Below are 26357 nucleotides of genomic sequence, written 5' to 3'. Positions count from 1 at the left end.
CTTATAAGCATGCCACAAACTGTTTCACTTCATCCATTGTCATATCTGCCGTCAAAGACAATCGTATTCTGGATGTACCTTTTGGTACTGTCGGCGGTCTAATCGGCAAGCAATAATAACCTTGCCCTTGCAGATATTCCGCTTTGGCAAGAGTGGCTTCATTCCCGCCTAAAATATAGGGGACGATGCAGGTTTGGCTCGGCATTATTTGCGTTCTATGCTCCACTTCTTGGCGTAAAAATACACTTAACCGCTCAAGATGAGTTCTTTCTTTTGAGAATTGCGGCAATCGTTCAAAAATAAAATAAGTCCAAGCCACATTAAACGGCGGCAATGCGGTTGAAAAAATCAATGGACGCATTTGATTAATCAAGCATTCTTTCAATACTTGGCTGCAGACGGCATACGCCCCCACCGATGCTAAGGCCTTGCCAAAAGTGCCAACCAACAAATCTATATCAGCTATCACATTAGCTCGTTCGGCAATACCTAATCCGCTTTTACCGTAAACGCCTATTGCATGGGCCTCATCCACATAAAGATAAGTATTGGGAAATTGTTTTTTTAATTGAACAAGCTGTTTCAAATCAGCTACATCGCCATCCATACTAAAAACGGACTCTGTCACAATAAAAGTGCGGTCAAATTTTCCGACGTTTTTTTCAAGCAGATTTTTCAAATGTTCATAATCATTATGACGATAACGAAAGAACTCACATTGGCTTAAACGAATGCCATCAATCATGCTGGCATGCACTAATTTGTCTGCCAAAATTAAACTTTTTGTTGTGGTCAAAGCCGGTAAAATACCAAGATTGGCGTGATAGCCACTGTTAAATAATAAAGCGCTTTCTCGTTGGAAACGTTGTGCGACAAGCTCTTCCAAATCGGTATAAATAGGAAAGTTGCCCGTTAATAAACGCGATGAAGAACTGGTAAAAGAGGGAAAATTACCGCCATATTGCTGTAAAAAAGACTGGCGCAAGTTTTCATTTGATGCCAAACCTAAATAATCATTAGATGACATATTCAGCATTTTGCGATTTTCTCGCGTAATATATCGTCCTTGATGAACTAAATCTGGAATTGAACGATATTGATTTTGTGCGCTAAGCTGTTCCAGTTGCTGTTTGAAAGCATCCATTTTTCATCCTAATGTTCATATTCCTGAATTAAAGCCAGAATCATGCCTTCCGTTAATTTCTGAAGTTCATCATCTTTAATCACAAATGGTGGCATAACATAAACCAATTTTCCGAAAGGCCGAATCCAAACACCTTGTTCCACAAAACGTGGGACTAAAGTTTTCATATTTACCGCACTTTTCATTTCAACCACCCCAATCGCCCCTAATGCACGAACTTCTTTGACGTAATCTTTTTCAGATAAAGGCGAAAGCTGTTGTTTTAAGGAAGACTCAATTCGCTGAATATTTTGCTGCCAAGGGCTTTCCAATAATAAACGGATAGATTCTGTCGCAATTGCACAAGCCAACGGATTTGCCATAAAAGTGGGCCCGTGCATAAAGCATTTAGCCTCACCGCTACAAATAGTTTGCGCAATTTCAGTGGTCGTAATGCTTGCAGATAAAGTCAAATACCCACCTGTTAAGGCTTTACCGATACACATAATATCTGGCGAAATGCCTGCGTGTTCAGCTGCAAATAATTTTCCTGTTCGACCAAATCCCGTGGCGATTTCATCAAAGATCAGCAATACACCATATTGTTTACAAAGTGCTTGCGCTTTCACTAAATAAGTTGGCGAATAAAAATACATACCGCCCGCACCTTGCACAACAGGTTCTAAAATCAGTGCGGCGATTTCATTACCTTTTCGTTCAAGTAAATCAGCTAAAGGTTCAATGGCACAATCATTCCAAGATTCATTAAATGGAATGTTGGGTTGAGGAAGAAAATATTGTACAGGCAGGCTATGATGAAATAAATGATGCATCCCTGTGGTTGGATCACACACTGACATCGCATTCCACGTATCGCCGTGATAACCTGAACGAATAGTGGCAAATTTTTGTCGTTGCACTTCTCCTTTAGCGTGCTGATATTGAATAGCCATTTTCATCGCTACTTCCACTGCAACAGAACCACTATCAGCAAAAAAGATCTTATCTAATCCATTGGGCAAAATTTGTACCAATAATTGAGCTAATTCCACCGCTGGGTCATGGGTAAATCCGCCAAACATAATATGGCTCATTTTTGCTAATTGATTCTGTGCCGCCGCATTTAAACGAGGATGATTATAACCGTGCAACGCCGCCCACCAAGAGGACATACCATCAATCAAACGACGACCATCTTTTAAAGTTATCATCACGCCATCAGCTCGTTCCACCGCATAAAGCGGCATATCAGAAGAAACTGAAGAATAAGGATGCCAAATATGTTGTGTATCAAAAACTAAAAGTGATTGTTCATCCATCATTTATTTACCATTTACTCGTATCTCAAAGCTGCTGCAGGTTCTACTTTCGCAGCTCGATAAGCAGGATAAAGGGTTGAAAGCAAGGAAAGTAACAGCGAAAATCCAATGACAAAAATCATTTGAACAAAGGATAATTCTGTCGGTAAAAAAACACCTTGAGGATTTACCGCACTTAAAATCTCTGTTAAGTTCAACGTAGCTAAAACACCTAAAATAGCACCGAGCAATGTGCCAACAAATCCCACCAGTAATCCTTGATAAATGAACACCGAACGCACTTGGGATTTTGTTAAGCCTTGAGTTTGCAAAATCGCAATTTCCCCTTGTTTATCCACCACCATCAAACTTAAAGAGGTGACAATATTGGAAATCGCCACGACAATAATCAAACTAATCAGCAAACCCATCATATTTTTTTCCATTCTCACTGCTTGGAAAAATTCTCCTTTTTGCACACGCCAATCCGTGATTTTTTGTGTTGAGAAATGTTGTGGGAGTTCTGTAATTTGGAACGGATCATTCAGAAATAAACGATAGCCCTGCGCTTGCTGAGGTTGAATACGCATTAAGCGACCAATATCTGTAATATTAGCAAAGGCTTCGTAACCAGATGCTTCGCCATAATCATAATAAATATCGCTAACAGTAAACAAACGCTGCATTGGCACCCGACCGAATGGTGTATATTGGCTATTTTCCGTAATCATCAAACGGATTTTATCCCCAATATTCACGCCCAGTTTTTGCGCCAGTTGATCGCCAATGACCAGTTTAAACTCCCCTCTAGGCAAAATTTCATTAAATTTAGTCTGATCAAAAGATTCAACCAAAGGATCATCAGAAAATGATTGAATACCAATAATTTGTCCTGCACTCACGCCTTTTGCCGTTTGATAAATCACATTTGTTGTATTGATCGGCACGGCTTTTTGGACAAAGTGCGGTAAATTTTCTAATGTTTTTTCTGTAGAAATAGGCTGTTCTTCGCTCACAATCGCATGAGGAATGGAAGATAGCACCTGTTGTTTTTGGTAACCTTCTAATCCATTCATCACCGAAAGCACGATGATCAATGCCATCACACCTAGCACAATCCCCAGGCTTGCAAGATTAGTCACTAATCTCCCAAAACGATCCGCACTTTTCGCACGCCAATAACGCAAGGCGATATAAAGAGAAATAGGAAAATTCATTATTTTTGATTTAATTGTTGTACAAATTCTTCGATGTTTTGCATTACTTTGCCAACTAATGTTGTCACTGCACTATCGCTCGCCCAAGCAATATGCGGGGTGATAATTAAATTAGGCATCGTTTTTGCAGCTAAAATTAACGGATTATCTTTTTCTGGTGGCTCTTTTACCATTACATCCAAAGCCGCTCCGCCTAAATGCCCTGTTTTTAACGCATCAACTAAGGCAAGTTCATCAATCAAAGGCCCACGCCCTGTATTAATCAAAAATGCACCTTTTTTCATTTTGGATAAGGTTTCTGCATTAATTAAATCCTTTGTTGTTTCCGTTAATGGGCAATGCAACGTCACAATATCCGCTTGTTTTAATACTTCATCAAAAGGCGTATAACCTTCACGGCAAACAGTGGCATCTTTATGTTCTGCATAAAGCACTTTCATTCCCACGGCATTAGCCAAACGCCCCACTTCTGTTCCTAGGCAACCTTTACCAAATACGCCTAACGTTGAACCGCGCACATCTGTAATTGGATAATCAAAATAACAAAATTGTTTACTTTCCGCCCATTTTGCTTCCGTTTGATCGCGTAACCAACCTGCCAAACTGTGTTTTAAAGAAAAAATCAGACCCATTACGTGTTCTGGCACGGTTGTACTGGAATAACCTGTCACATTACGCACGGCGATGCCCATTTCTTCTGCAGCCACAAGATCAACATTATTTGTACCGGTTGCAGTAATGGCAATCAGCTTTAATTTTGGCAGTTGTTGCAAAGTTTCACGATCAAAAATCACTTTGCTGGTAATAACAATGTCCGCATCCTTCGCTCGCTCAATGGTTTCGGCAGAAGACGTATGATCATATTCAGTCCAAGTATGTTCAAAACTTGGGCGAGGAATTGAAATATGTTTAGGAATAGCCGTGCTATCTAAAAATACGATTTTCATTAATTGCTCCTTTTTTATATACAAAGTGCGGTCAAAATTAACCGCACTTTTGATGAAATTTAAATTGAGGTATCCAATTCTGGAAAAGATTTTACTAAATCATCGATGGCTTTCATTTGGGAAACAAAGCCTTCAAGCGCAGAAAGTGGCAATGCAGAAGGGCCATCACATTTTGCTTGATTTGGATTTGGATGCGCTTCTAAAAATAAACCTGCAATGCCTACTGCTAAACCTGAACGCGCTAATTCGGTTACTTGCGCGCGACGACCACTCGATGCCACCCCAAATGGATCACGGCATTGAAGTGAATGGGTTACATCAAAAATAACAGGGCTACCCTTAGAGGCTTTTTTCATTACACTAAAGCCAAGCATATCCACAATTAAATTATCGTAACCAAAATTTGTTCCACGATCACAAAGAATGATTTTATCGTTACCACATTCTTCGATTTTTTCCACAATATTACCCATTTGACTTGGGCTTAAAAATTGTGGTTTTTTCACATTAATCACTGCGCCTGTTTTTGCCATCGCTTCAACGAGATCTGTTTGACGCGCCAAAAAGGCGGGAAGTTGAATAATATCGACAACATCTGCAACAGGCTGACATTGATAGATTTCGTGTACATCGGTAATAATTTTTACCCCGAATGTATCTTTTAATTCTTGGAAAATTTTTAATCCTTCTTCCATGCCAGGTCCACGGTAAGAATGAATAGATGAACGATTCGCTTTGTCAAAAGACGCTTTAAACACATAAGGCACGCCAAGTTTCTCTGTCACTTTCACATAAGCTTCGCACACTTGCATTGCCATATCACGGCTTTCCAGCACGTTCATTCCGCCAAAAAGCACGAAAGGTTTGTCGTTTGCAACATCAATATTGCCAATTTTTACAATTTTATTTTGCATAAATTTTCCTTAAATCAATGGAGGGGAAAAGTATCTTTATTAATCTCGCCTTTAAGTTCTAAAAGTTGCGTGCGGATAAACGCCGCCGTTGGATCTTTTGGACAATGTTCCACAAAAAATTCTAAATCTTTCAATGCTGAAGGATAAGCCCCCATTTGAGCTAAAACTAAGCCACGGTCACGGATATGATAAGGATTTTCAGCATCAGTAATCATTAAATTCTTAATATAGTGGTATGCCATATCGTTATGCTCTTCACGAATAAGCGCATTTTTCGCCAGTTGCTCAAAGCGAGAATAAAGTAAAGAAAGATCGGCTCTATCAAGTTCTTCGGGTTGAATTTTCGCCCCAAACCCAAATGCACCTTCATAAAGTTGCTGCAATTTTTCTTGTGAAATATAAGTGCCATCCCAAGGATCAATAAAAGCCACTTCATCTCTAACTTCAGCACGTAAAATTAACTGTGTTGGGAAATTTACTGGGTAAATTGGCAAATCCAATGCCTCAGCTAAATAAAACACCATAGCCCCAAGAGTCACTGGCATTCCTTGACGATGTTCAAACACATAAGGCAAATATAAATTGCGAGCATAAAAATAATCTTCTGGATCGCAATGAAAGCCCCAATCTCCATAAAATAGCTGTAGTAACTGATGAATCTGCTTTTCTTTCGGCCAATCTGGCGAAATTTTTTTACGCGCTTTACGCACAAGCCCACCCATTTTTCCCCGAAGTTGTGCTTCTGAGCTGCCATCATCAGAGATAACAAGATAAAAATGCACAAATTTATCGTATAACGCACGTCGATAATATTTCATTACTTCTTCCAAAAACCTAAAGTGACGCGCTCATTGTCGCCATAATCACGCACGGTTTCAACCATTTCCCAATGATTTTCTTGGAAAATTGACCGCACTTTTTCGCCTTGTTGCCATCCGTGTTCAAGCAATAATACGCCATTAGAATTCAAATAACTCGGTGCTAATTCAATAATATGACGTAAATCAGCATACCCCTCATCATTGGCAACTAATGCAGAAAGGGGTTCAAAACTCACATCGCCTTGATGCAAATGTTCATCTTGCGCATCAATATAAGGCGGATTGCTGACGATAAGATCAAACTTCCCTGTTATATTATCAAACCAACAGCTCTGCAAAAATTGGACATTTAGCTGATTTCTTTCTGTATTAGATTGAGCTAATGCCACAACATCGGGCATAAGATCCACACCAATTATTTCCAGCGGAATATGCTGCTTTTGGCAAATGGGCGCAAGCTCGGAAGCCAAAGCGAGGGCGATTGCGCCTGTGCCTGTGCCAAGATCAAGAATACAAAAGTGCGGTGGATTTTCTTCCAGTTTTTCTAACGCAATTTGTAATGCCTTTTCCACTAAAATTTCAGTATCTGGTCTTGGAATCAAAGTGCTTTTTGAGACATTTAATGGCAACGACCAAAATTCTTTTTCGCCAAGAATATAGGCGATAGGTTCGCCTTTTAGACGACGATCTAAAAGTGCGGTCAATTTTAACCGCACTTTTTCATCAATCTCAGTATCATCAAAAGCAAGGATTTGCGTACGCGATTTGCCTGTAGCATGTTGAAGAAGCACAAGTGCATCAATTTTACTATTTTCAGTGGGATTTTTTTGTGCTAAATCCGCCATTGCTTGTGCCAGCCATTCTTTATAATTCATTATTTTTCGTCTTTTAACACAATTGTGCCAGCCAATAAATCCGTTAAAGAACGGCGATCATCGCGCACAAGTGCAACAATACCGCTAATAATCAATAAGAAACTTGTCCATGCCAATAAAATATCAATAATCTCACGACCGATGTATTTACCAAATTCAACAGGCTGATTGGTATGATAATTAAATACGCGCAAGCCTAACCAGCGTTTTGCCATTGTTTGACCATAAGTTTTCATGAAATATAACTGAAAACCAGCATATACAATCATCCCCACTACACCGGCAAAATCCCCCAATGCAAAACCGAGACCAACCATCACCCAAAGAACAAGCCCATTAATCATACTCGCAAGCCAACGTTTAAAACGGCTCGCTTGAGCGAGTTGAGAAGGTTTGAAAGTAGAAGAAAATTCAGCATCTTTTTGATTTTCAATGATCATTTTATTTCCCTGTAAAGTTAAAAAGGACATCTGAAATCAGATGCCCCTATCATTAATTCTGTTCAGACAATGCAGCCAACTGATCCGCTTGATATTCGGTAATAATCGGCTGAATCAGTTCATCAATTTTACCATTCATCACTTCATCCAAACGATAAATAGTGAGATTGATACGGTGATCGGTTACTCGACCTTGCGGATAATTATATGTACGAATTTTATCAGAACGATCGCCCGAACCTAATAAGTTACGACGCATATCTGTTTGTTCTGCGGCTTGGCGTTCTTGCTCTGCTTGAACAATACGTGACGCTAATACTGACATTGCTTTCGCTTTATTTTTGTGCTGTGAACGCTCATCCTGACATTCCACAACAATGCCTGTTGGAATATGTGTAATACGCACCGCAGAATCCGTTGTATTTACGTGCTGACCACCTGCACCTGATGAGCGATAAGTATCAATACGTAAATCTGCTGGATTAATTTCTGGCATTTCAGATTCAGGCAATTCTGGCATTACCGCAACGGTACAAGCAGACGTGTGGATACGCCCTTGGCTTTCTGTTTTTGGTACACGTTGCACACGATGACCGCCCGATTCAAATTTAAGCTGGCCATACACACCTTCGCCAGTGACTTTAACAATCAGTTCTTTATAACCGCCTTGCTCACTTTCGTTAGCACTGAGCATTTCTACACGCCAGCGTTTACTTTCAGCATAACGACTGTACATACGGAATAAATCACCGGCAAAAATACCCGCTTCATCACCGCCTGTTCCCGCACGGATTTCTAAATAGCAGTTATATTCATCATTAGGATCTTTCGGCAGTAAAAGAATTTGAAGTTGTTGTTCCACTTCTTCAATTTCCGCTTTGGATTCTTCGATTTCCATTTGCGCCATTTCTTTCATTTCAGGATCGTCGAGCAATATTTCAGCTTCTTCAATATTTTGATTTAATTGCGTCCAACGATTAAAACATTTCACCACTTCTTCAAGTTGCGAATATTCTTTAGAATACGCACGGAATTTATCCTGATCACTAATTACAGAAACATCGCCCAATAAGGCTTCTAGCTCTTCATAACGTTCTTTTAAACTTTCTAATTTTGCAATAATGGAATCTTTCATCATTTGTAAGTCACCGAAAATAAAATCGGCGTATTCTAGCCGATTTTAGGGAAAATTGACAGCGAAAAGGAAATTAAGAATCTCAGACGCTTTATTTGTGATTTTATTTTTATATTTTTGTATGGCATTTTGAATAAGTTGCTGACTTGAATTCATGCCATAATCATAAACCCAATGGGAAACTGGGGCGTATCCCATTTGAATACGCCCACTCGAAAATAATCCCTTCCCCACATTCCAAAATTCGCATTATTATTGCGGTAAGCGGAATAAAGGCATTAGCGTTCCCCTCTATTTAGCTTGCCATAATATTCGCAACCATCTTGATTACCATTATCACAAGCCTTACCAAACCATTCTTTGGCGAATGTTCTATCTTTTTGAATACCTTGTCCAATAAGATACACCAGACCTAACTTAAACTGACCATCAGCACTACCATTTTCTGCTGCTTTCTTAAACCACTTCACGGCTTCGGTATAATCTTGTCTTACGCCACGCCCTGCACTATAAGCCGAACCTAAATTAGCCTGAGCATTTGCATATCCCTGCTCCACCGCTTTGCGATACCATTTCACCGCTTTAAAATAATCCTGTTTTACGCCACGCCCGTTTGCATACATCACACCCAAATTCATTTGAGCACCTGCATACCCCTGATCCGCCGCTTTGCGATACCATTTCACCGCTTCAAAATCATCTTGTTTGACGCCTATCCCATCAGAATACATATTGCCCAAACTAAATTGAGCCTCTGCATGTCCCTGCTCCGCCGCTTTGCGAAACCACTTCACCGCTTCAAAATCATCTTGTTTTACGCCTTGCCCCTTAGCATATATCACGCCCAAATTAAATTGAACATTTGCATCTGACTGCTCCGCCAGAGGTAACCAAAGTTTAAAGGCAGTTTGATAGTCGCTTTGCTCATAAGCGGTTAAACCTTGTTAGAATTGCTGTTCCAGCGTATCCGCCCAAGCGGTGGATTGAAAAGAAAAGATAGAAGCACCGAAAAGTGCGGTGGTAAAAAGTGTTTTTGTGAGTTTCATTTGTTTTCCTATTAAATTGAATGAATGGATAATCTTTTATTTTTATTCACTAAAATTGGCTTTGAACCATGATGAGGAACTTGCAAACAATAAACCCAATGAAAGGCTTGGGCGTCTCCCATTTGAATACGCCCACTTGAAAATAACCCTTGCCCTACATTCCAAAATTCGCATTGTAAAGTTGGCATTAGAACTCCCCTCTATTTAGCTTGCCATAATATTCGCAGCCATTTTGATTACCATTATCACAAGCCTTACCAAACCATTCTTTGGCTAAAGATTTATTTACTTGAACACCTTTTCCTAAAAGATATGAGAATCCCAATATAGCTTGAGCATTTGCATTTCCCTGCTCTGCCGCTTTGCGAAACCACTTCACCGCTTCAACATCATCTTGTTTGACGCTTTGCCCATTATCATACATCACGCCCAAATCAAATTGAGCCTTTGCATGTCCCTGCTCCGCCGCTTTGCGATACCATTTCACCGCTTCAAAGACATCTTGTTTGACGCCACTCCCGTTTTCATACTTCATACCCAAATAAAATTGAGCACTTGCATACCCCTGCTCCGCCGCTTTGCGATACCATTTCACCGCTTCAAAATCATCTTGTTTGACACCACGCCCGTTGCCATACATAACACCCAAATTGTATTGAGCCTTTGCATCTCCCTGCTCCGCCAGAGGTAACCAAAGTTTAAAGGCAGTTTGATAGTCGCTTTGCTCATAAGCGGTTAAACCTTGTTGGAATTGCTGTTCCAGCGTATCCGCCCAAGCGGTGGATTGAAAAGAAAAGATAGAAGCACCTAAAAGTGCGGTGGTTAAAAGTGTTTTTGTGAATCGCATAGAAATCGTCCATTTATTAATCAACAATTGAAACAACTAAACATTTTTTGTTTAGCATTATGTTTTGTTGTACTCTCTGTAAAGAGAGTACAACACCCAGTATACTGGGTGTGAAATGATTAAAAATTGAACTATTTAATTAGGAGGGAATTGGGAGGAAGACTGAAAAAAGTGAGCAATTTTGCTCACTTTCTGCTATTAAATACGCGCGACATCAAACTTCGCCAGATCAATTTCATCTTCTGTGCCATAAAATGCCACTAACGCCTTGCGTAACATTTCCGCTCGTTTTGGTAAACCTTTTTCCGCGTAGATTTTCACTTGCTCATACACGGCTTGTTTAAAAGGCTGTGTATCGCCCGGATTGCCATTCAAATTATCCGCGCTGGCAAAATAACGAAAACCTGCCGCCGTTGCCAAAATCCACTCTAATGCTTGCGGTTTAACTTCAACTTTTTCAAAGTCACGCTGGCGTTCTTCTGAACGTCCATCTGGCTCATACCAATAACCAAAATCTTCTAGTTTACGGCGTTCTTTGCCTGCCACTAACCAATGGGCAATTTCATGCAATGCACTGCTGTAAAAACCTCTAGCAAAATAAATCGCGTTATAAGGCACTTCATCATTTGCGGGTAAATAAATGGGTTCTTCACCACCTTTGACTAAGCGAGTGTTGTATTCCTCTTCAAAACATTGATTAAAAATTGCAATAATATCTTCTAATTTATGTTCCATTCTATCGACTCCTAAAAAACCGCAAGATTATATCACCAGAGGCTCATTTGTTCTTGTTTATTTTCTTCAGGTAAATTGACATGTAGTATTAACGGTTTTGCAACGAGGGCATTTGATTTCTAAATAACCAACTATCCCCACTTTCACCAATAATTTGTTACAAAATGTGCAACGGATTGCTTTAATTGACTGCATATATTTCTCCTAATCAAAAGATTTGTTACAATCCAAAGTGCGGTCAATTTTCAGAATATTTTCTTAATCGCAGCCTTAGGTTCTCGCGGGCTTACCTCTGCTCCACTCTTAGGCGAAACCTTAGCTTCAATCATTTATGGCGAGCCATTACCAATAAGCGAAGGCATATTACATAATCTTTCAGCTAACCGAGCTTGGGTAAAAAAGTGGTTGAAAGGTTCAAAAGTTGAATAAATTCATAAGATTCAGAGCCTTACAAAAATAACTTTAACGTATTAAAATCAAACAAAATTTAAATATAAAAATGAATACAAAAATGCTATGCAATCAATCAATCAATCAATCAATCAATCAATCAATCAATCAATCAATCAATCAATCAATCAATCAATCAATCAATCAATCAATCAATCAATCAATCAATCAATCAATCAATCAAATTGTAGGATTTGTTAAAACTTGCTACAAGCCTGAGGAAGTATTTCATTTTCTTCATCAGCATTCCATTCCTTTTTCCTCCATTGGAGGAATGACCAATCAAAATGTTCTACTTAATATTTCTGGAGTTAAGTTTGTATTACGGATCCCTAATGCCGTAAATGTGTCACTGATAAATCGAGAATATGAGGCATTCAATAATGCACAGGCATATCGTGCTGGTTTGAATGTAGAAACCCCCGTATTAGATGCCAAAAGTGGCGTAAAACTGACTCGTTATTTAGAAAATAGTAAGCCTTTAAGCCAGATACAATTAAACGAACAAAGTTGTTTGTCTCAAGTTGTGAATAATTTATGTCGTTTACACAATAGTGAATTTGTTTTCCGTAATGTATTTAGCGTATTCGATGAGTTTCGCCAATATTTTTCATTGCTAGAAAACAAATCCGCTTTTTATCAAGCTGATTCGAGAATGGATAAACTTTCAGCTGTATTTTGGCAATTTGAAGAAATCAATAAAGAGATAATTTTACGTCCGTGCCACAATGATTTAGTCCCTGAAAATATGTTATTACAAGATGATCGGCTATTTTTTATCGATTGGGAATATTCGGGCTTAAATGATCCGCTATTTGATATAGCTACTATCATTGAGGAAGCTCATTTATCAAAAGAAGCTGCTGATTTTCTATTAGAAACCTATTGCAATCAGACAAATAAATATCACAAGACAGAATTTCAAATCGCTCACAAACGGTTAAAAATCCATCGTTTTTGCCAAAATGTATTGTGGTTTTTATGGACAAAAGTCAAAGAAGAACACGGCGAGAATTTTGGCGATTATGCGTTAAAACGCTTAGACGCAGCATTTAAACTGTTAGAGGAATTGCCATAATGCGTGGCTATCTCTTTGGCATACTGTCCGCTGTATTTTGGGCATTATCTGGACTGTTGTATAATGAATTGCCATTAAGTGAATATACTGCGTTAGGGAAAGTAATTTCATTGCTTTTTTTAATTGATTTTTGCTCGTTATTAGTTATCGGCATCACATTATGGCGAAAAAGTGCGGTAGATTTTCAAGGTGTTTTTTGGCGACCTGCGTTATCTGGCGTATTAGGTGGACCAATAGGAATGTCTGCCTATTTATTAAGCATTCATTATTTAACAATCTATTATGCTGCACCGCTTTCATCTCTCTTTCCTGTTTTCGCTGCGTTAATGTCTTATTGGATTCTAAAAGAAAAAATTACCAAAACAGCCCAATTCGGATTCGTCTTGGCTATTATTTCTTCTTCGTTGCTTGCTATTGAAGTAGGACAAGAAATAACCTTTAATACTATCGGTTTTATTTTTTTAATAATTTGTATATTAGGGTGGTCATCTGAAATAGTGATATCCTCCTATACAATGCGTTCTCTCTCTGGACTTCAGGTGTATTTTTTAAGACTATGTGGTTCAACTATTGGTTATTTATTGATTCTATTTATTCTTTCCTTGAAAAATTTCTCACTAGATATACTTAGTTTTAATTATGTACAAATTGTTGGTGTAATAATCTTTGGTGCATTATCTTACTGCTGCTATTACCAAGCGATTTATCTGTTAAAACCAATCAAAGCAATGGCATTAAATATCACATATTCTGTATGGGCAATTGGACTTGGTTATCTGCTCTATCAACAGCCAATTAAGCCCATTACCTTACTGCTTACCTTATTATTAAGTGCAGGAGTGATCGTTACACTTTATTACAAAGGGGAACAAAAATGAATGCAATCATTTTAGCAGCAGGCCTAGGCAGCCGATTTAAAGAAATCACACAAAGCACACATAAATCATTGTTAGATATTCACGGCACACCTAACTTAGAACGGACACTCACTTTTCTACGTCAAGCAAATATCGACAATATTGTCATTGTTACAGGGTATTTACACGAACAATTCGAGTATCTAAAGAAAAAATATGACTGCACCTTGATTTACAACGAAAAATATCGCGAATATAACAGCATTTATTCCTTTTCTCTGGCACAGGACTTCTTTAATGATTGTTATGTTATTGATGCGGATGTAGTGCTTAATCGTAATATTTTTCTAACGAAACCATCACACAGCAAATATTTCACGGTTATCCGTTCTAAAACGCACAATGAATGGCTACCGATTTTAAATAGTAATGGGCAAGTAATGCGTATTGAGATTGGATCATTAAACCAGCCTAGCTTGTCAGGGGTATCTTATTGGACAACTCGGGATTGCAATATTATTCTAAATTTACTCAAAGAATATACAAATGAAGTGCAGTTAAAAAATCCAAAACTTTATTGGGACACCATTCCGATGGAATATATAGATAAATTAAATGTTCATACGGAGCAACTTAACAACGATGATATATTTGAGATGGATAACCTTGATGATTATCAGCATATTTTACAAAAACTTACAACAAACAAGGAAAAATAATGAAAAAATTGACTCTTAGAGAACAACAACTAGTTTGTCTCAATATCTTAGATTATTTCCACGCATTATGTGAGCGACACCAAATTCACTATTCTCTTGGTGGTGGAACATTAATCGGTGCTATACGCCACAAAGGCTTTATCCCTTGGGATGATGATATTGATGTTTATATGCACCGTGATGAATATCAAAAATTTATCAATGCTTGGCTACATGAAAAACATGAACGATATAGCATAGGGACAGCGGAAGATATTCTAGCCTCTAATACTGGTGAAATGGCAAAAATTTTTGATTGTCGCACTCAAATAACAGATACTAAGGGAAGAAAAAGCCCGATGTTTATGGATATATTTATCTACGATGGTGTACCGAATGAACCAAAGATCATTTACCCACTGATGAAAAAGCACCGAAGAATTAAACTTCGATTTTCTTCTTGCAAGAAAAGATGGTTAAGATCAAAAGAAAATACGTTGCAAAGAACGATACTTGACAAATTAAGCCACTTTTTATTTTCCAAAATGCAAAAAAATTTAGCACAATTTCAAATAAAATATCCGATAAAACAATGCGATTATATTGGTCTTGTATTATCTGACTACGGCGGTTGGCAAAAATCTTATATGCCGAAGGAATATTTTAATCACGTGATTTATAAAGAATTTGAAGGACGACAATTTCAAGTAATGAATGGATATCACGAACACTTAACACAATATTATGGAGATTATATGAAGCTTCCACCAGAAGAAGACCAAAAGCCACATCATATTCAAGAGGCATATATTTTGTAAGCGAAAGGGCAGATTTAATTCTGCCCTTTTTCAATTATTACTTCACTTTTCCACAATTCAAACAATACAAATACTGACCTTTAGGATCATTAAATTTAGTTAATACATTAAATTCTTTTTGTAATTTTTGAATTGGCGCAGATGTAGCCGTCCGCAAATTTTGAGAAACATAACCGTTAAAAGTGAGAAATCTGAAATCTTGGCTGTTTCCCATTTTAAGCGGTTAAAAATCGCTAAATTTGAGAAATAAAAACGCCCTTTAAATCATCATTAAAGGGCGTTTAAATTTTACACTTTAGATAAACTCGCACAACATAACTGTCCCTAAAAAAGCAAGTTGACATCCTCCGTGCCCTAAAGGACGGGTAGGATGTCAATTAATTAATCGTTGGAAGTAGTCTTGCACGTCTTCCAAAATATCTGCCTTATCTTGAGGTGTTAAAGCCAAAAAAGGACGAGCTGGAATTTCTACTTTACGACCTCGTCCAGCTTTACCGCCGAATTGATGAATAGCCGCGTAAGGCTCATTCGTCCCCACAATGGCTTCATTGTTGTTATATTCAGAAGTAATGCTCGCCATCAGGTTTTCAGTATCCACCAAAGGCGTACCTTGACGATATTTCAGCCCCAGCCATTTAGGACGCCCCCCAACATCAAAATTTTGCAGCACAGCTGATTCCATTGTCCCCGCAATACTTCGCATTAACGGAGCTCGATGAGCGGTGGCTTGTGCAAGGCGTTCTAGTGCCGATGCAATTTCTTGTGCGTTATTGATTTCAATGTCTATCATAATCGTTGATTTTTAAAATTTAAGGGGGTATATTCATGCAAGGCAGTTATTAAAAAAGCGGTGATAATCTCCCTGCCACAGCCTACTTGAGGTGGCTCGTCCTGCTCAGGTGTCCGAGAGCGTGTGTAAGTGATCGGGAGCCTTACTTGATAACTGCCAATTTACCTTTCATTTTTTCTACTTCCTTGATATTAATCTCCCTTGCCGAAAGCACAAAAATTTCATTAAATTTAGATAAGTGCTTTATTACACCTAAAATACGCTGTTTCTCAAAGTTTTTGATAAAATAAAAACGATCATTATCTTGTAGAACAATATCAGGCTGATTAAATAAATCAGGGAAAAGTGCATAGCTTTCCAGTCCAAAATCTTGCCCATCACGGCTATTAAACTGTTTAATTAAAGTATCATCAGAAAGCCACACTGTGCCAGTTTTGCTTTTCAATAAATCCTTACTTTCTGCACTCAAGACACCTGCCGCAAATTTAAAATTTTTGGTAAGACTATCTCGCACCTGTAACATTTGATCAGCAGTGAGTTTTTTTCCATCTAGGCTGAGCGTTTGTTTCATCTCCGCCATATGCTTTGCCAACAATTCAAAATCGTGCTTAAACTCCCCACCTTTCATCTCAACCTTCGCAAACGCATGCGCCAGTTTTTCAGGATAAAGATCCAAATTAGGCTTGTAGTTTAATCGCCCTACATTGTAATCAAAGCCTTTATCCGTCACACGTATCGTGCCATCAGGTAATTTAAACCCTACCGTCTTTTCACGATTGCCTTGCTTATCCGCAGGGCGTTCTACTTCCACCAAAAATTCAGAACTATCATCAGGTTTATCAATCCCACGGCGTTTCAAATCTCTTTCGCCTAACCTTCCTGCGGTTCAGGAATCCCTAATTTATCCCGCACCCAACTTTCCGAAATCTGCACGCCAATGCCCGTAAGTTTAGGGATGGCATCTGCAAATACCGATAAATCTTCATATTCTTTCGTGTCAAACTCAAAATAAGGGATACGATGTGGCGCAATATTCGGATCAACATTAATTTGCAAATACGGCAAAATGATTTGTTGAGTGATAGTTTGCACAAGGTGGCACAATGACAAAACGTTGTGATCAGCCTATTTGTATTGAGTATGAAGAATGCGAACCGAATAAATACGGTGAGATTCGTAAGAAAATTGTGGGGGTAAAAAACAGATTCACAGAAAAGAAAATCATCACCAAATTAAAAAACTGGGTGATTAAATCAGCGAAAAGTGCGTTGGGTTCCACCGCACTTAATTCGGAGTCCACCGAAACAAACAAGGCGCATCGCGCCGCTTGGACTTGTGTCAATAACTGTAACCGTTTAAAAATTGAACAACAAATGAAAGAATTGATGTTGCCTATCGGTTCGCCATTAAAACCGTCACAAATTGAACTTTTAATGCGCCATGGACGGTTACGGCTTAATGACTATCGGTGGATTTGTTGTGAAAACGATGAAGTTTTCATTAAAGAAGAAAAAATTCCGTTGGCTCAAGCCTTTGGTTGGGGCGAGAGCTTGGGGGATTTTAGGGTTAATTAGATAAAAATAGATGAATTATGCACTATTGTAATTGAATATTAAGAGGAAATTAAAATGGCAGACTTACAACAGCTTGTAAAAAACATTGAACAATGGGCAGAAGATCGCAATTTGATTGAGGGTTCTACCCCACAAAAACAATTCATTAAATTAATGGAAGAATTTGGCGAGCTATGCAGTGGCGTAGCAAAATTCATTCTGTTTGAAACATAAAAAACGAAAAGCGAGAATTTGAAAAAGGCGGGGATTGATCAGATAACCCCGCCTTTGTTTTATAGCCGTTGAGCAATTTCTGCCATATCAGGTGCGTAATAAGTATTTTGCAGAATACTGAGATCTCTATGGCCAGATATTTTGGCTAATACCATTACATCCACTTTTTCTGCCAATCGGGTTAATGCTTCACGGCGGGTGTCGTGAAAATGTAAATTGGCATTTTCAAGCCCTTCCATCTTTTTGAGCTTGCGGAAGTTGTGATCCAGTTGGCGTGCTTCCATTTGGAATACTCACGGATCACTTTCTGTTTTTACCGAAGTAAGATGTTGTAAAATCGCTATTGCTTTTACCGAAAGAGGCACCGTGCTTGAATGTCCATTTTTAGTAATTGGCAAAAAGGCGGTGCGCTTTTCAAAATTGATATTATTCCAAGTTAAACTTGCTATTTCCCCAGCTCTCATTGCTGTCTCTATAGCAAAAAGAAATGCCGCCCCGTGCAATTTTGTAAGGTTTTTGGCGGTTCAATATGTTCGACATATTAACCTGACACAAAAATCAGACGCTCAATTTCATGTTCATTATATCGACGAGTTCTTGGTGTTGGTGCTTTTGGTTTCTCAAGATATTTTAGGGGGTTCTGTTATAAAATCCCATTCAATCGTTTTGGCCATTAGAGCAGAAAGCGAACTACGTTCACGCAAAACTGTTGTTGGAGAGACTTCTTTTAATCGTTGATTTTACCACTCACGAAAGTGTGCTTTTCCTATTTCTTGTAAAGATATTGCGGCAAGCGGAGTTCGAGAAAGACGCAGTAGTCTTATGCGCTCTTCACGTTTCCTGTGCTTGGTTACAGTGACTTCTTTTAGATACTTATCAATCAGTTCATCCAATGTAATATCAGGGATTTCATTATACTTTCCTGATTCGAGCTGTTTTTCGAGCATTTCTGCCCATTTTTTTGCGTCTGCTTGAGTCAAAAAAGTGGCTGATTTGCTCACGCCAAACTTGTGCACTTGTGCGTGCCAACTCTTGCCATTCTTGATAATTGTCGCCATTGTTTATTCCATAAAAATGTGTGCAATACACGTGTGCAAAAATGTGTGCAATGGAGTATAGAACAGATCGAAATCGATCCCAATCGGTATAAAAATACTACCTTTTAGGCGATTTTGATATAAAAAAGAAGGTATGTTTTAGTGTGTGAAATTATATAAGCTATTGTTTTTACTTATATTTTATCTATTTCTATCTGAAAATTGGGGAATAGAGAAAAATAGAGATGGTGCGACTAGCTGGATAAGACTTAATTAAATAACATTTTGATTTAAAACAAAATTTACAAAAGCAACATCATTATATATTACCATTCATAATACCATTATATTTAATGACCTACAAATCTAAAAATGTTAAAGGCACATATACATCAGCATATAAAACCGATATATCAAAAGTTGAATCTCTTTTTAATTAAATAACAACGGCGGAATTACCCGCCGTTTGTCTATTTTTGAAAGATTACAGCCAACTGGTTTGGACTAAATCGCCAGCCATTTTCCCCACCACAAATCGCATTAAAACACCATTCGCTGCAGAAAAACTTACTGCGTTTTTGTTTAATCCAGAGAACAATCCCGACAGCACCCCACCAGTCATATTTACAGCCCAAAGTGCGGTCAAAATAGGCTTTGATTTGTGCTTCGGTTACACCGTCGAGCGGAATTAAATCCCATTTGGTATTATCGGACACATCAATTTGTTTGCAACGCACTCCGCCATCTTGCACTGAAGATGAGTAGCAGTCATATACTGTCGCATGCTCATAATGATGCCCATTGCCAAACTCAATGTGCTCAATGGCAATCTCGCAGTGCGAGTATTGGCCCTTGGTAAAAAATCGAGTAATGCGGTCGGCGATTGCTTTAACTGGCTCTTTTCGCCAGTCGCGTTTGTGTTTGTACATTGCCAAATAAACTTTAGCCATTTTGATATGCCTCCATCAAGTTATCCATTTGTTTGATAATGTCATCATAGATTGATTGTAGTTGCTCTAGCGTGAGATTAGGGGCTTTGAGCTCATACTTGCGCATACGTTGATTAGCTAATTCAACCTGCAGTTTTTCAAGTCCCGCCGCCTGCGTCAAAATCAGGTTTGTGGCGGTCTTATTATCCAGTCTTGCACGTTGCGCGAAATCCGTGATATAACGGCTACACTCGCCTTCATAATTTGCGGCTTTAAAGGCTTCTGCCACCGCTTGGCGTTCACGGTACTCACTCTCAAATCTCGTCCAAGTGCTGTAGATTTTTGCTGCGTGCTCGTCAATGTTGGCGATAAGTCGAGTTTGGGTGTCGGCTAAAAGTGCGGTCTGTTTTTCGGCTAAAACTTCCCAGCTGAGCGTATCAAGATTTAACACATGCGCTGCGCTGGGTTGTGGGTCAATTAATACAGGATAGCCTGTTTTATCTGTGATAATTTGCTTTCCTTGGGCTTGTCCATTAAGGAGCTCAAGGTAGGTTTCTTGGCTAATTTCTACCGCACTTTCAGGCACAAAACCGCCGTCAGTATCATCAAAAAAGCCGTTTTTAAAATACATTGTCATTATTTCCATCTCCCAATAGTCATCCAGTCTGCAGACCCTAAATACCAACTTGTTACTGTCGCTGTTGTATTCGTTTTTGCTTGCATAAATACCCAGTTGTATTGCCCCTTACCGCTTGCTCTTGATTCGTATCGTTCTGTAATAAAACATCGATATTCTTTATCTACATATGCAATCGGCAGAACGAGATCTGTATGCACTGTAGTATCGCCTCGAGTAAAAACAATTAGACCTGTTTGAATCATCGTCCCGTCAGGATATTTTCTAATTTCAACATTACCAATTCTTTGGTAAGTAATTGCCTCATTAATAATTTGAGAGGTGGCTTGATTAAAATCCGTAATCTGGCTCACTGTATGGGTATGATTACGCTCTGCTTTATCTTGCAGTCCTTGCGCTAATCGCCCTGCATCAAGCGCACCAGCATTGGTTACCTCGCCATGGGACTTAATCCAAAAGACGACATCATCAAGGCTATTGATGGCCTTGATACATAGTTTGAGGATTAATGATTTAGGGCGAGTTTCATTTCCACCTGTTGCCATTTGAGAGGTGTCTTTGGGGGAAACAAAACCATTATCGCCATCTGCATTGTCATAACCAAGAGTGCTCCACAAATCTGAAGACTGGGCAAATGTTGTATAGTCAAAATACGAATTATTTCTTCCTTGACTTGAGTCGTCGAACCAAGAATCGTAGTCTATCGGCACCCTATGCACATGTCGCTTGAATTCATCTTCTTGTGTTTGCCCCACAGAGAGCCCATTGCCCGCATTACGCAAAAATCTATCTGCGACTTTAGGCACGCGTTCAATGGAGCCATATTTACCAACTAAGTAACGATATAACTCTGGGTAACGCTGCTCGGTAACTTGTGTGGCAATTTCATCAAAGGCAATCCAGCCAGTGGGAATGTTATCCACGGCAAAATAAGCCGTCATGCCTACATCGCTACGGGTTAAATCAGGAAGTTGGTTGCTGTTGCCCAAAGTGCGGTATAAATCGGGAAAGGTTTGTTGGTTAAATGTCGAGCCGTTTGCTTTTAAAAAGCCAACTGGATTGGTTACCGCACGAGGGAATGACACCACCGCACCAATAGGGATGCCATCGGTATTAAGTTTTTTCCAAGCCGACCAACTATCTGTTTGATAACTTGTCTGATGTCGCTCGTACACATCGGTGCTATATGCCACATAAGCTAATTGACGGCACCAAGTGCCATCACCTCCAGCAATAACTTGGATGTGGCAACTGGTCGATACGGGCAGATTTTGAGAGCGGCTTGCTTGCGTAATTGCATAAATCCCATCAGTTTTGAGGGTGTTTAAATTGCCAACAAAAGTCTCAATTTTAAAGTTCCCGATGCCATAGCCTGCAAGTGTATTAGGCTTGCCTTCAATATCCGTATTAAATTGGGGTTTTTCCCCAGCGTGGTAGATTTTTTGGCGTTTGTAGGTTAAATTGCCGTTAGCGTGCATACGAAGTGTGCCAATCTCTCGGTTGCTTGATTTATATTCAAACCAGCAATCCCCATCGTTTGCCCCGATATTTAAATAGTCTCCGCGTGAAGCATAGATCGGGTTATCTGAAATACGGATATTTCTTTTTGCCACAATACGATTTTCAAAGGATTTCTCGCCATTAATGCTTTCGTTACCATTTAAACCAACCTTTCCATCTGCGGTAGTTTTGGCTTCTACTGCTTTGTCATAGGCGGTTTTCACGGCTTTTGATGTTGCAGCTTTGGTTTCGCTATCGCTGTTAGTGGCTGAGCTTAGTTGCACGATGCCATATTGTTGTAACGTTGCCCGTGCAATTTCACTTAAGGCAAACCCCCAACGCACCCAATATTGCGAATCTGATTCATTCGGGCTGTTGTTTTTGCTATTTTTTAATGCTCGGTAGCTTACGCCATCAAACTGGACGCAAGAGCCTTTAGTATAGTCTTGTGTAGCAGACCATTCGGGTAGCCCTCGTTGCATTAAATAAGTATGTTTTTCGTCAAGTCGCTTGAACAAGAAGTTAAACCACTCCATAGGAGGGATACCCTGTGTTTGGTCAAACGTAATCCCCCATCCACGCAATAAATCAGGGAAATTATCAACTTCACCTTGTTTTGCAGATGATGCAAAAATGCTTTCATCTGGCTTATTTACTAATGCCATATGTGACCTCTATATTAGGTTGAAAAGATATTGCACACCGGCTTGGCGTGGCAATATATCTAAATGATTGATTGCGAATTTCTTAAAATCAGATGTGCTCGCACTTGGAACAGAGATAGAGACGGTCATATCGTAGTTATCCACGATGTGACAACCTTCTCCGAAAATAAATAAGCACGCCTCAATTAAGTTTGGTAGCGTGCCTATTTGGTAGTTTTTAAGGATTCTGCATTTAATCAGGAACCGATAATCATCATCGGATAATCTAACGGAATCAGACAGCGGGTCTCGTTTACGATACCATTGCGCACCGCCTAGTCTTTTTTGACTAAATCCCAGTGCATTGGGCGAATTGCGGAAACCGAAAAATTTACGTAATTGATAGCCATTAATAACCCGAAATTGCCCGACGTGTTTACCGACCAAATCAAGCTGATGCCCTGTTGCTGTTTCAATATTCAACACATCTTGCAACCGATATAAATCGATAAAGCCTTGCCCGATAATGCTTTCAAATAGCTTAATCGTTGAGACGGCTTTGGGCTTGTTTCGGTATTGCCAAATCAACAAATCAGAATAGCCCATTATTCCACCTCAATGGTTATATCTGTTGCTAAAATTCGGATTAATTCACGTGGTTGTGCGGTAATATTTTCCGTGGTAAGAGACTGCCCTTTACGCCCGATTTTTAGTTCTTTCACCCAGAAACCGCCCACTTTATTAATTGGCGAATAAAGTCTGGAAAGCGAAAGATTTTGCCCAATGCCAAAGCGTTGAATGGATAATAATCGTTTGATTTCATCCTTATCCACTTCGGTAAAATCTTCACATCGGACACAATGCATAGACACTTGCACATCAACAGGCGTTGCACGGTCGAACCGTAATGCTCTACGCTCGCCATTTACCGTTAAAGTTGTTTCTGTCGCACCTTGCAACCCGACCCCAGCCCCTTTATTTTCATAAATAACGTGAGCGATTTGCTCATCTGCCCCGCCATCTACAATAATATTCAAGGAGTTAGGCTCTACACCATATTTATCACGCTGTTTAGTATTATTTTCTAGCACTTTAACTTGTCTAACATCAGGCAATGCAGCAATTTTTGACTGGATAGCATCGGCAGAATTTTGGGCATTTTTGGTTCGACTGATGAAAAAACGTTCTCGTAATTGCAAGTCGGTTTCTTCTTCCTCACCAATTTCTGCATTTTCGAATGTGGTTGCCGAGGTAAGCCCAAGCGTAACGGTCTCAATGGTCAAATTCGTGTTTTTTATGAGGTTAAACGCACCCAATTCTTCGCTGCGGAAGTCCGCACGGGCGGAGCCATTACTGTCTAGCTGTACATCTGCCGTTAATACCCACCGCACTTTATGTGGGTCAGACACCACAATCCCTGCATAAAGATGAGTTAATGGCTCTCCTGTCAAAATAACTGAGCGTAAATAGCTATAACTTGCCGCTCGTCTTATTAATCCTGCATAAGCAACACGCTGATCGAGCCAAGCACCTGTCGCAACATCAGGATCTAACTGTCGATACACATTCTCGGCAAGCTCTTCAATATCCATCTTCATTTGAGCAAGCAAGCCGACCATTTGCCCATCAGGTGAGTTAGGCGATAGGTCGATATTCTGCCCATAGATTTGTCTAAATCCATCTTCAAATCGTGCCACGATTTCGTTTAATCGCTCAATTTGAATGCCTGTTTCAATCAGTTTTGCCATATTTTCTCCAATAAAAACCGCCCATAAGAGCGGTGGTTTGCTAGTATTATTGTGTTTATCACTGAATTAAAAATGTGGTCAAAATCGACCGCACTTTAAGCATCATAACGTGCAGTTTGTTGCTGCCCGTAAATATCTTGGTAATCAATCGATATGGTCAGCTTGCGTGTATCTGCATCAAAATTAGCTTGGTAATCAGTTATTCTGCTTACACCTTCAGTTTCTAACACATAGCGTTTTATTTTGATTTCCCAGTCTGCCATATTTACCCCACGCCCCATTTGTTCAAGCCAAGGTAAACCATGTTCTAAGTCTAAAAACCAGTCATTAGCAAATGACCAAAGGCGAGTTTGTACATTTTGAGCAATGGCATCTGATTCGCTTGCGTAGTTTGAAAAGCCTTGTCCAAATGTCCAATCGTGCTCTTTATTAAGTCGTCTTACGCTCATTCTGGCACTCCTGTTTTACCGCCACTGTCGCCTGTATGTTTATGGGTTTTCCCTGAAATACCGCCCGCTGTTACATCTGTATCGCTCGAGATAACGCCTGTAGAGCTATGCGAACCTGTTTGCGAGGTGTCGCCCTGATGCTCTATATCTCCCTTGATTTGGATTGTGCCATTCTTGATTCTGATGTATGTGCTGCCATCAAGGGTTTGCATGGATAACCCATCGGTAAAAAATTCACCTATAGCTTTCGGCACAGAGCATATACCAGGAATAAACATCGCATCGGATAAATCATGTAACCTAAAATCTAAAGGCGTTGATGCGCTGCCGTTTTGCCACCATCCATCAATGCAACGCTCAGAAAATATCGCTATCCCCTCATCGCCTGCTTTAAGTGGAAATGTCACTGCAAAGCCACCGCCACGAGGAAAGCTCACGGGTACATCAAGAAGTGGCGGTATATCTGCCCCACTACCATCGACTAACTGCATTTTTATTTGTATCGCAAGTGATACAGTTTGCTTGGCGGGGTCAAAACTCACGACTTTTGCAGGAAGTGCGGTATGTAAATTCAGTTGGTTTTGTTGGATTTGATGGTCGGTTGCAGTTTCTGGCGTTGCTAAGGTTTGCGAGTAGTTCATTTTTTCTTATCCTTGCTTTGCTTATCTGTTTTTTTATCTGATTTCTGACCGCTCTTTTCTTTTTCCACTTTTTGGAATTTTCCCCCAACAACTGTCATTTTGCTGTGCCAATCCCCACCGATGCCATCGCCAGAATGCACAAGTTTTACAATCTTGTACTCCCCATTAAAATATTCAATGATAGATTCAACTTTCACTAGGCCACCAATTTGTAATGCAGGGTTGAGTAAACAAGTTAGCTCTAATCCCTCATCGGTTTGTTCTGGTGCATTAATCATGCCTGTATCTTGGGAAATCAGTACAGCATCATCACTTAGCACTTTATCTTTCGGCAGGAAAATAAGCGAGCCATCTTGAATAGACCAATCAGCCTTATTATTGCGTGCAATTTTGGTGAGAATATCTCGACTATTGCCGTTTAATACTCTACCTCGAGGAAGTTTCCGTTGATTAGGAATGTCAATGGCACCAGACTGTACTTTAGGCATCGTCTTTTGCAATTCCTCAACAATCTGCTTGTCTGTTGCCCCTGCTTTTAATGTCGTTTTAGCTCTCGACTGAGTATAGGCTTGATGCCCATCTGAACACTCAAGCGTAAGGACAAAATCCAATCCCTCTCGTTGGATTCTCGTCTTGGTAATATCTCCCGCATAGATTTGGCGTAACTCGCCATAACCAACCGATAAGGCGACTTTCTTATAGTCTTGGCTTAATAATTGGTTGATATGGTCTCGATTTAAGTTCCATACTTGGATTTTAGCGGGATTAGGCTTTTCATTGATGGTTTTATCAATTTCAAACGCAACACGCAATTGCTCAATGCTTAACGTTTCTTGGTCGTTACTAATGTCGAGTTTCCACCGTCTGCCAAATTGTTTCATACTTACCACCAACGA

General features: G+C 39.5%; 31 protein-coding genes and 5 pseudogenes. 8 read left to right on the top strand and 28 right to left on the bottom strand.

Annotated elements, in window-relative coordinates:
- Nucleotide 1: 1 nt before the first annotated feature.
- The 14 genes and pseudogenes from bioF to DQN49_RS07405 form a co-directional block, all read right to left on the bottom strand.
- Nucleotides 2–1144: an 8-amino-7-oxononanoate synthase gene (gene bioF / locus DQN49_RS07465; RefSeq protein ID WP_006996101.1), complete on the bottom strand. Its 1143-nt coding sequence runs from the start codon at nt 1142–1144 to the stop codon at nt 2–4.
- A gap of 8 nt (nt 1145–1152) precedes the next feature.
- Nucleotides 1153–2442: an adenosylmethionine--8-amino-7-oxononanoate transaminase gene (gene bioA / locus DQN49_RS07460; protein ID WP_032826328.1), complete on the bottom strand. Its 1290-nt coding sequence runs from the start codon at nt 2440–2442 to the stop codon at nt 1153–1155.
- Between the two features lie 14 nt (nt 2443–2456).
- Nucleotides 2457–3638, bottom strand: a complete 1182-nt coding sequence (locus DQN49_RS07455) for a lipoprotein-releasing ABC transporter permease subunit (protein ID WP_006996103.1) — start codon at nt 3636–3638, stop codon at nt 2457–2459.
- Nucleotides 3638–4585, bottom strand: coding sequence for a 2-hydroxyacid dehydrogenase (locus DQN49_RS07450; RefSeq protein ID WP_006996104.1), 948 nt, complete (start codon nt 4583–4585; stop codon nt 3638–3640). Before DQN49_RS07450 ends, DQN49_RS07455 begins: the two co-directional genes overlap by 1 nt.
- Before the next feature lie 59 nt (nt 4586–4644).
- A complete protein-coding gene (gene kdsA / locus DQN49_RS07445; RefSeq protein ID WP_006996105.1) occupies nt 4645–5499 on the bottom strand; it encodes a 3-deoxy-8-phosphooctulonate synthase in 855 nt (284 codons plus the stop codon).
- 14 nt (nt 5500–5513) lie between these two features.
- Nucleotides 5514–6317: a SirB1 family protein gene (locus DQN49_RS07440; RefSeq protein WP_006996106.1), complete on the bottom strand. Its 804-nt coding sequence runs from the start codon at nt 6315–6317 to the stop codon at nt 5514–5516.
- Nucleotides 6317–7195: a peptide chain release factor N(5)-glutamine methyltransferase gene (gene prmC / locus DQN49_RS07435; protein WP_006996107.1), complete on the bottom strand. Its 879-nt coding sequence runs from the start codon at nt 7193–7195 to the stop codon at nt 6317–6319. The genes DQN49_RS07440 and prmC overlap by 1 nt, the downstream gene beginning before the upstream one ends.
- Nucleotides 7195–7635, bottom strand: coding sequence for an RDD family protein (locus DQN49_RS07430; RefSeq protein WP_013527733.1), 441 nt, complete (start codon nt 7633–7635; stop codon nt 7195–7197). Before DQN49_RS07430 ends, prmC begins: the two co-directional genes overlap by 1 nt.
- Before the next feature lie 52 nt (nt 7636–7687).
- A complete protein-coding gene (prfA, locus tag DQN49_RS07425) occupies nt 7688–8770 on the bottom strand; it encodes a peptide chain release factor 1 (protein ID WP_032826329.1) in 1083 nt (360 codons plus the stop codon).
- Nucleotides 8771–9048: 278 nt separating this feature from the next.
- Nucleotides 9049–9816 (bottom strand): annotated as a pseudogene (locus tag DQN49_RS07420) (tetratricopeptide repeat protein).
- An 11-nt stretch (nt 9817–9827) separates the two neighbouring features.
- Nucleotides 9828–10004: a hypothetical protein gene (locus DQN49_RS10235; RefSeq protein WP_006996112.1), complete on the bottom strand. Its 177-nt coding sequence runs from the start codon at nt 10002–10004 to the stop codon at nt 9828–9830.
- Nucleotides 10004–10663: a tetratricopeptide repeat protein gene (locus tag DQN49_RS07415; RefSeq protein WP_006996113.1), complete on the bottom strand. Its 660-nt coding sequence runs from the start codon at nt 10661–10663 to the stop codon at nt 10004–10006. Before DQN49_RS07415 ends, DQN49_RS10235 begins: the two co-directional genes overlap by 1 nt.
- 198 nt (nt 10664–10861) lie before the next feature.
- The gene (locus DQN49_RS07410) at nt 10862–11398 is read right to left on the bottom strand and encodes an elongation factor P hydroxylase (RefSeq protein WP_006996114.1); all 537 of its coding nucleotides are present in this window, start codon (nt 11396–11398) and stop codon (nt 10862–10864) included.
- A gap of 66 nt (nt 11399–11464) precedes the next feature.
- A complete protein-coding gene (locus DQN49_RS07405) occupies nt 11465–11593 on the bottom strand; it encodes a Com family DNA-binding transcriptional regulator (RefSeq protein WP_032826285.1) in 129 nt (42 codons plus the stop codon).
- 24 nt (nt 11594–11617) lie between these two features.
- On the opposite strand from DQN49_RS07405, the pseudogene DQN49_RS07400 reads away from it, so the two are divergent.
- The 5 genes and pseudogenes from DQN49_RS07400 to DQN49_RS07380 all read left to right on the top strand — a co-directional run.
- Nucleotides 11618–11827 (top strand): annotated as a pseudogene (locus DQN49_RS07400) (bifunctional tRNA (5-methylaminomethyl-2-thiouridine)(34)-methyltransferase MnmD/FAD-dependent 5-carboxymethylaminomethyl-2-thiouridine(34) oxidoreductase MnmC); the annotation flags it as partial.
- Nucleotides 11828–11909: 82 nt separating this feature from the next.
- On the top strand, nt 11910–12926 hold the full coding sequence (licA, locus tag DQN49_RS07395) for a phosphorylcholine kinase LicA (protein WP_197712460.1): 1017 nt from the start codon (nt 11910–11912) through the stop codon (nt 12924–12926).
- Entirely contained in the window at nt 12926–13804 is an 879-nt protein-coding gene (gene licB / locus DQN49_RS07390) for a choline transport protein LicB (protein ID WP_006996615.1), read from the top strand. The genes licA and licB overlap by 1 nt, the downstream gene beginning before the upstream one ends.
- Entirely contained in the window at nt 13801–14502 is a 702-nt protein-coding gene (locus tag DQN49_RS07385) for an NTP transferase domain-containing protein (protein ID WP_006996616.1), read from the top strand. Before licB ends, DQN49_RS07385 begins: the two co-directional genes overlap by 4 nt.
- The gene (locus DQN49_RS07380; RefSeq protein ID WP_111723578.1) at nt 14502–15299 is read left to right on the top strand and encodes a LicD family protein; all 798 of its coding nucleotides are present in this window, start codon (nt 14502–14504) and stop codon (nt 15297–15299) included. The genes DQN49_RS07385 and DQN49_RS07380 overlap by 1 nt, the downstream gene beginning before the upstream one ends.
- A 37-nt stretch (nt 15300–15336) precedes the next feature.
- On the opposite strand, the pseudogene DQN49_RS10660 reads toward DQN49_RS07380, so the two are convergent.
- The 4 genes and pseudogenes from DQN49_RS10660 to DQN49_RS07360 form a co-directional block, all read right to left on the bottom strand.
- Nucleotides 15337–15438: pseudogene (locus DQN49_RS10660) on the bottom strand (peptidase); the annotation flags it as partial.
- Nucleotides 15439–15672: 234 nt separating this feature from the next.
- On the bottom strand, nt 15673–16089 hold the full coding sequence (locus DQN49_RS07370; protein ID WP_005682185.1) for a phage virion morphogenesis protein: 417 nt from the start codon (nt 16087–16089) through the stop codon (nt 15673–15675).
- Nucleotides 16090–16231: 142 nt separating this feature from the next.
- Nucleotides 16232–16948 (bottom strand): PBECR3 domain-containing polyvalent protein, encoded by a 717-nt coding sequence (locus DQN49_RS07365; protein WP_065246946.1) that lies wholly within the window; start codon nt 16946–16948, stop codon nt 16232–16234.
- A 14-nt stretch (nt 16949–16962) separates the two neighbouring features.
- Nucleotides 16963–17184, bottom strand: a pseudogene (locus DQN49_RS07360) (phage portal protein family protein); the annotation flags it as partial.
- Nucleotides 17185–17192: 8 nt separating this feature from the next.
- On the opposite strand from DQN49_RS07360, the gene DQN49_RS07355 reads away from it, so the two are divergent.
- Together DQN49_RS07355 and DQN49_RS10230 are read left to right on the top strand one after the other, a co-directional pair.
- Nucleotides 17193–17663 carry a hypothetical protein gene (locus DQN49_RS07355; RefSeq protein ID WP_006996123.1) on the top strand — a complete coding sequence of 157 codons (471 nt, stop codon included), beginning with the start codon at nt 17193–17195 and terminating at the stop codon, nt 17661–17663.
- A 54-nt stretch (nt 17664–17717) separates the two neighbouring features.
- Nucleotides 17718–17876: a nucleoside triphosphate pyrophosphohydrolase family protein gene (locus DQN49_RS10230; RefSeq protein ID WP_006996122.1), complete on the top strand. Its 159-nt coding sequence runs from the start codon at nt 17718–17720 to the stop codon at nt 17874–17876.
- 59 nt (nt 17877–17935) lie between these two features.
- Here the strand turns inward: DQN49_RS10230 and DQN49_RS10450 are convergent.
- Nucleotides 17936–18340 (bottom strand): annotated as a pseudogene (locus tag DQN49_RS10450) (site-specific integrase).
- Here DQN49_RS10450 and DQN49_RS10445 point away from each other — a divergent pair.
- Nucleotides 18243–18614, top strand: a complete 372-nt coding sequence (locus tag DQN49_RS10445; protein WP_032826340.1) for a hypothetical protein — start codon at nt 18243–18245, stop codon at nt 18612–18614. The pseudogene DQN49_RS10450 and the gene DQN49_RS10445 overlap by 98 nt on opposite strands.
- Before the next feature lie 2 nt (nt 18615–18616).
- Here the strand turns inward: DQN49_RS10445 and DQN49_RS10440 are convergent, their stop codons facing one another.
- From DQN49_RS10440 to DQN49_RS07310, 9 genes are all read right to left on the bottom strand, one after another.
- Nucleotides 18617–18934, bottom strand: coding sequence for a hypothetical protein (locus tag DQN49_RS10440; protein ID WP_006996118.1), 318 nt, complete (start codon nt 18932–18934; stop codon nt 18617–18619).
- A gap of 449 nt (nt 18935–19383) precedes the next feature.
- Complete coding sequence (locus DQN49_RS07345) at nt 19384–19863, bottom strand: hypothetical protein (RefSeq protein WP_006996117.1); 480 nt, start codon at nt 19861–19863, stop codon at nt 19384–19386.
- Nucleotides 19856–20479, bottom strand: coding sequence for a hypothetical protein (locus DQN49_RS07340; RefSeq protein WP_032826339.1), 624 nt, complete (start codon nt 20477–20479; stop codon nt 19856–19858). Before DQN49_RS07340 ends, DQN49_RS07345 begins: the two co-directional genes overlap by 8 nt.
- The gene (locus tag DQN49_RS07335) at nt 20479–22644 is read right to left on the bottom strand and encodes a tail fiber protein (protein WP_223395529.1); all 2166 of its coding nucleotides are present in this window, start codon (nt 22642–22644) and stop codon (nt 20479–20481) included. The genes DQN49_RS07340 and DQN49_RS07335 overlap by 1 nt, the downstream gene beginning before the upstream one ends.
- Before the next feature lie 9 nt (nt 22645–22653).
- The gene (locus tag DQN49_RS07330; RefSeq protein ID WP_006996360.1) at nt 22654–23229 is read right to left on the bottom strand and encodes a DUF2612 domain-containing protein; all 576 of its coding nucleotides are present in this window, start codon (nt 23227–23229) and stop codon (nt 22654–22656) included.
- Nucleotides 23229–24371, bottom strand: a complete 1143-nt coding sequence (locus DQN49_RS07325) for a baseplate J/gp47 family protein (RefSeq protein WP_006996361.1) — start codon at nt 24369–24371, stop codon at nt 23229–23231. Before DQN49_RS07325 ends, DQN49_RS07330 begins: the two co-directional genes overlap by 1 nt.
- Before the next feature lie 95 nt (nt 24372–24466).
- A complete protein-coding gene (locus DQN49_RS07320; protein WP_006996362.1) occupies nt 24467–24820 on the bottom strand; it encodes a hypothetical protein in 354 nt (117 codons plus the stop codon).
- Nucleotides 24817–25461, bottom strand: coding sequence for a Gp138 family membrane-puncturing spike protein (locus DQN49_RS07315; RefSeq protein WP_006996363.1), 645 nt, complete (start codon nt 25459–25461; stop codon nt 24817–24819). The genes DQN49_RS07320 and DQN49_RS07315 overlap by 4 nt, the downstream gene beginning before the upstream one ends.
- Nucleotides 25458–26342 carry a phage protein gene (locus DQN49_RS07310; protein WP_006996364.1) on the bottom strand — a complete coding sequence of 295 codons (885 nt, stop codon included), beginning with the start codon at nt 26340–26342 and terminating at the stop codon, nt 25458–25460. The genes DQN49_RS07315 and DQN49_RS07310 overlap by 4 nt, the downstream gene beginning before the upstream one ends.
- Nucleotides 26343–26357 lie beyond the last annotated feature (15 nt).

The sequence above is a fragment of the Haemophilus aegyptius genome (assembly GCF_900475885.1).
Taxonomy (GTDB): Bacteria; Pseudomonadota; Gammaproteobacteria; order Enterobacterales; family Pasteurellaceae; genus Haemophilus; species Haemophilus influenzae.
Note: the sequence above shows the minus strand (reverse complement) of the source record. Positions and strands in the feature narration are given on the sequence as shown.

Coding starts and splice junctions, on each gene's coding strand:
- bioF (WP_006996101.1), bottom strand. CDS start 1,144: ATGGATGCTTTCAAACAGCAACTGGAACAGCTTAGCGCACAAAATCAA.
- bioA (WP_032826328.1), bottom strand. CDS start 2,442: ATGGATGAACAATCACTTTTAGTTTTTGATACACAACATATTTGGCAT.
- DQN49_RS07455 (WP_006996103.1), bottom strand. CDS start 3,638: ATGAATTTTCCTATTTCTCTTTATATCGCCTTGCGTTATTGGCGTGCG.
- DQN49_RS07450 (WP_006996104.1), bottom strand. CDS start 4,585: ATGAAAATCGTATTTTTAGATAGCACGGCTATTCCTAAACATATTTCA.
- kdsA (WP_006996105.1), bottom strand. CDS start 5,499: ATGCAAAATAAAATTGTAAAAATTGGCAATATTGATGTTGCAAACGAC.
- DQN49_RS07440 (WP_006996106.1), bottom strand. CDS start 6,317: ATGAAATATTATCGACGTGCGTTATACGATAAATTTGTGCATTTTTAT.
- prmC (WP_006996107.1), bottom strand. CDS start 7,195: ATGAATTATAAAGAATGGCTGGCACAAGCAATGGCGGATTTAGCACAA.
- DQN49_RS07430 (WP_013527733.1), bottom strand. CDS start 7,635: ATGATCATTGAAAATCAAAAAGATGCTGAATTTTCTTCTACTTTCAAA.
- prfA (WP_032826329.1), bottom strand. CDS start 8,770: ATGAAAGATTCCATTATTGCAAAATTAGAAAGTTTAAAAGAACGTTAT.
- DQN49_RS10235 (WP_006996112.1), bottom strand. CDS start 10,004: ATGCCAACTTTACAATGCGAATTTTGGAATGTAGGGCAAGGGTTATTT.
- DQN49_RS07415 (WP_006996113.1), bottom strand. CDS start 10,663: ATGCGATTCACAAAAACACTTTTAACCACCGCACTTTTAGGTGCTTCT.
- DQN49_RS07410 (WP_006996114.1), bottom strand. CDS start 11,398: ATGGAACATAAATTAGAAGATATTATTGCAATTTTTAATCAATGTTTT.
- DQN49_RS07405 (WP_032826285.1), bottom strand. CDS start 11,593: ATGCAGTCAATTAAAGCAATCCGTTGCACATTTTGTAACAAATTATTG.
- licA (WP_197712460.1), top strand. CDS start 11,910: ATGCTATGCAATCAATCAATCAATCAATCAATCAATCAATCAATCAAT.
- licB (WP_006996615.1), top strand. CDS start 12,926: ATGCGTGGCTATCTCTTTGGCATACTGTCCGCTGTATTTTGGGCATTA.
- DQN49_RS07385 (WP_006996616.1), top strand. CDS start 13,801: ATGAATGCAATCATTTTAGCAGCAGGCCTAGGCAGCCGATTTAAAGAA.
- DQN49_RS07380 (WP_111723578.1), top strand. CDS start 14,502: ATGAAAAAATTGACTCTTAGAGAACAACAACTAGTTTGTCTCAATATC.
- DQN49_RS07370 (WP_005682185.1), bottom strand. CDS start 16,089: ATGATAGACATTGAAATCAATAACGCACAAGAAATTGCATCGGCACTA.
- DQN49_RS07355 (WP_006996123.1), top strand. CDS start 17,193: ATGACAAAACGTTGTGATCAGCCTATTTGTATTGAGTATGAAGAATGC.
- DQN49_RS10230 (WP_006996122.1), top strand. CDS start 17,718: ATGGCAGACTTACAACAGCTTGTAAAAAACATTGAACAATGGGCAGAA.
- DQN49_RS10440 (WP_006996118.1), bottom strand. CDS start 18,934: ATGGCGACAATTATCAAGAATGGCAAGAGTTGGCACGCACAAGTGCAC.
- DQN49_RS07345 (WP_006996117.1), bottom strand. CDS start 19,863: ATGGCTAAAGTTTATTTGGCAATGTACAAACACAAACGCGACTGGCGA.
- DQN49_RS07340 (WP_032826339.1), bottom strand. CDS start 20,479: ATGACAATGTATTTTAAAAACGGCTTTTTTGATGATACTGACGGCGGT.
- DQN49_RS07335 (WP_223395529.1), bottom strand. CDS start 22,644: ATGGCATTAGTAAATAAGCCAGATGAAAGCATTTTTGCATCATCTGCA.
- DQN49_RS07330 (WP_006996360.1), bottom strand. CDS start 23,229: ATGGGCTATTCTGATTTGTTGATTTGGCAATACCGAAACAAGCCCAAA.
- DQN49_RS07325 (WP_006996361.1), bottom strand. CDS start 24,371: ATGGCAAAACTGATTGAAACAGGCATTCAAATTGAGCGATTAAACGAA.
- DQN49_RS07320 (WP_006996362.1), bottom strand. CDS start 24,820: ATGAGCGTAAGACGACTTAATAAAGAGCACGATTGGACATTTGGACAA.
- DQN49_RS07315 (WP_006996363.1), bottom strand. CDS start 25,461: ATGAACTACTCGCAAACCTTAGCAACGCCAGAAACTGCAACCGACCAT.
- DQN49_RS07310 (WP_006996364.1), bottom strand. CDS start 26,342: ATGAAACAATTTGGCAGACGGTGGAAACTCGACATTAGTAACGACCAA.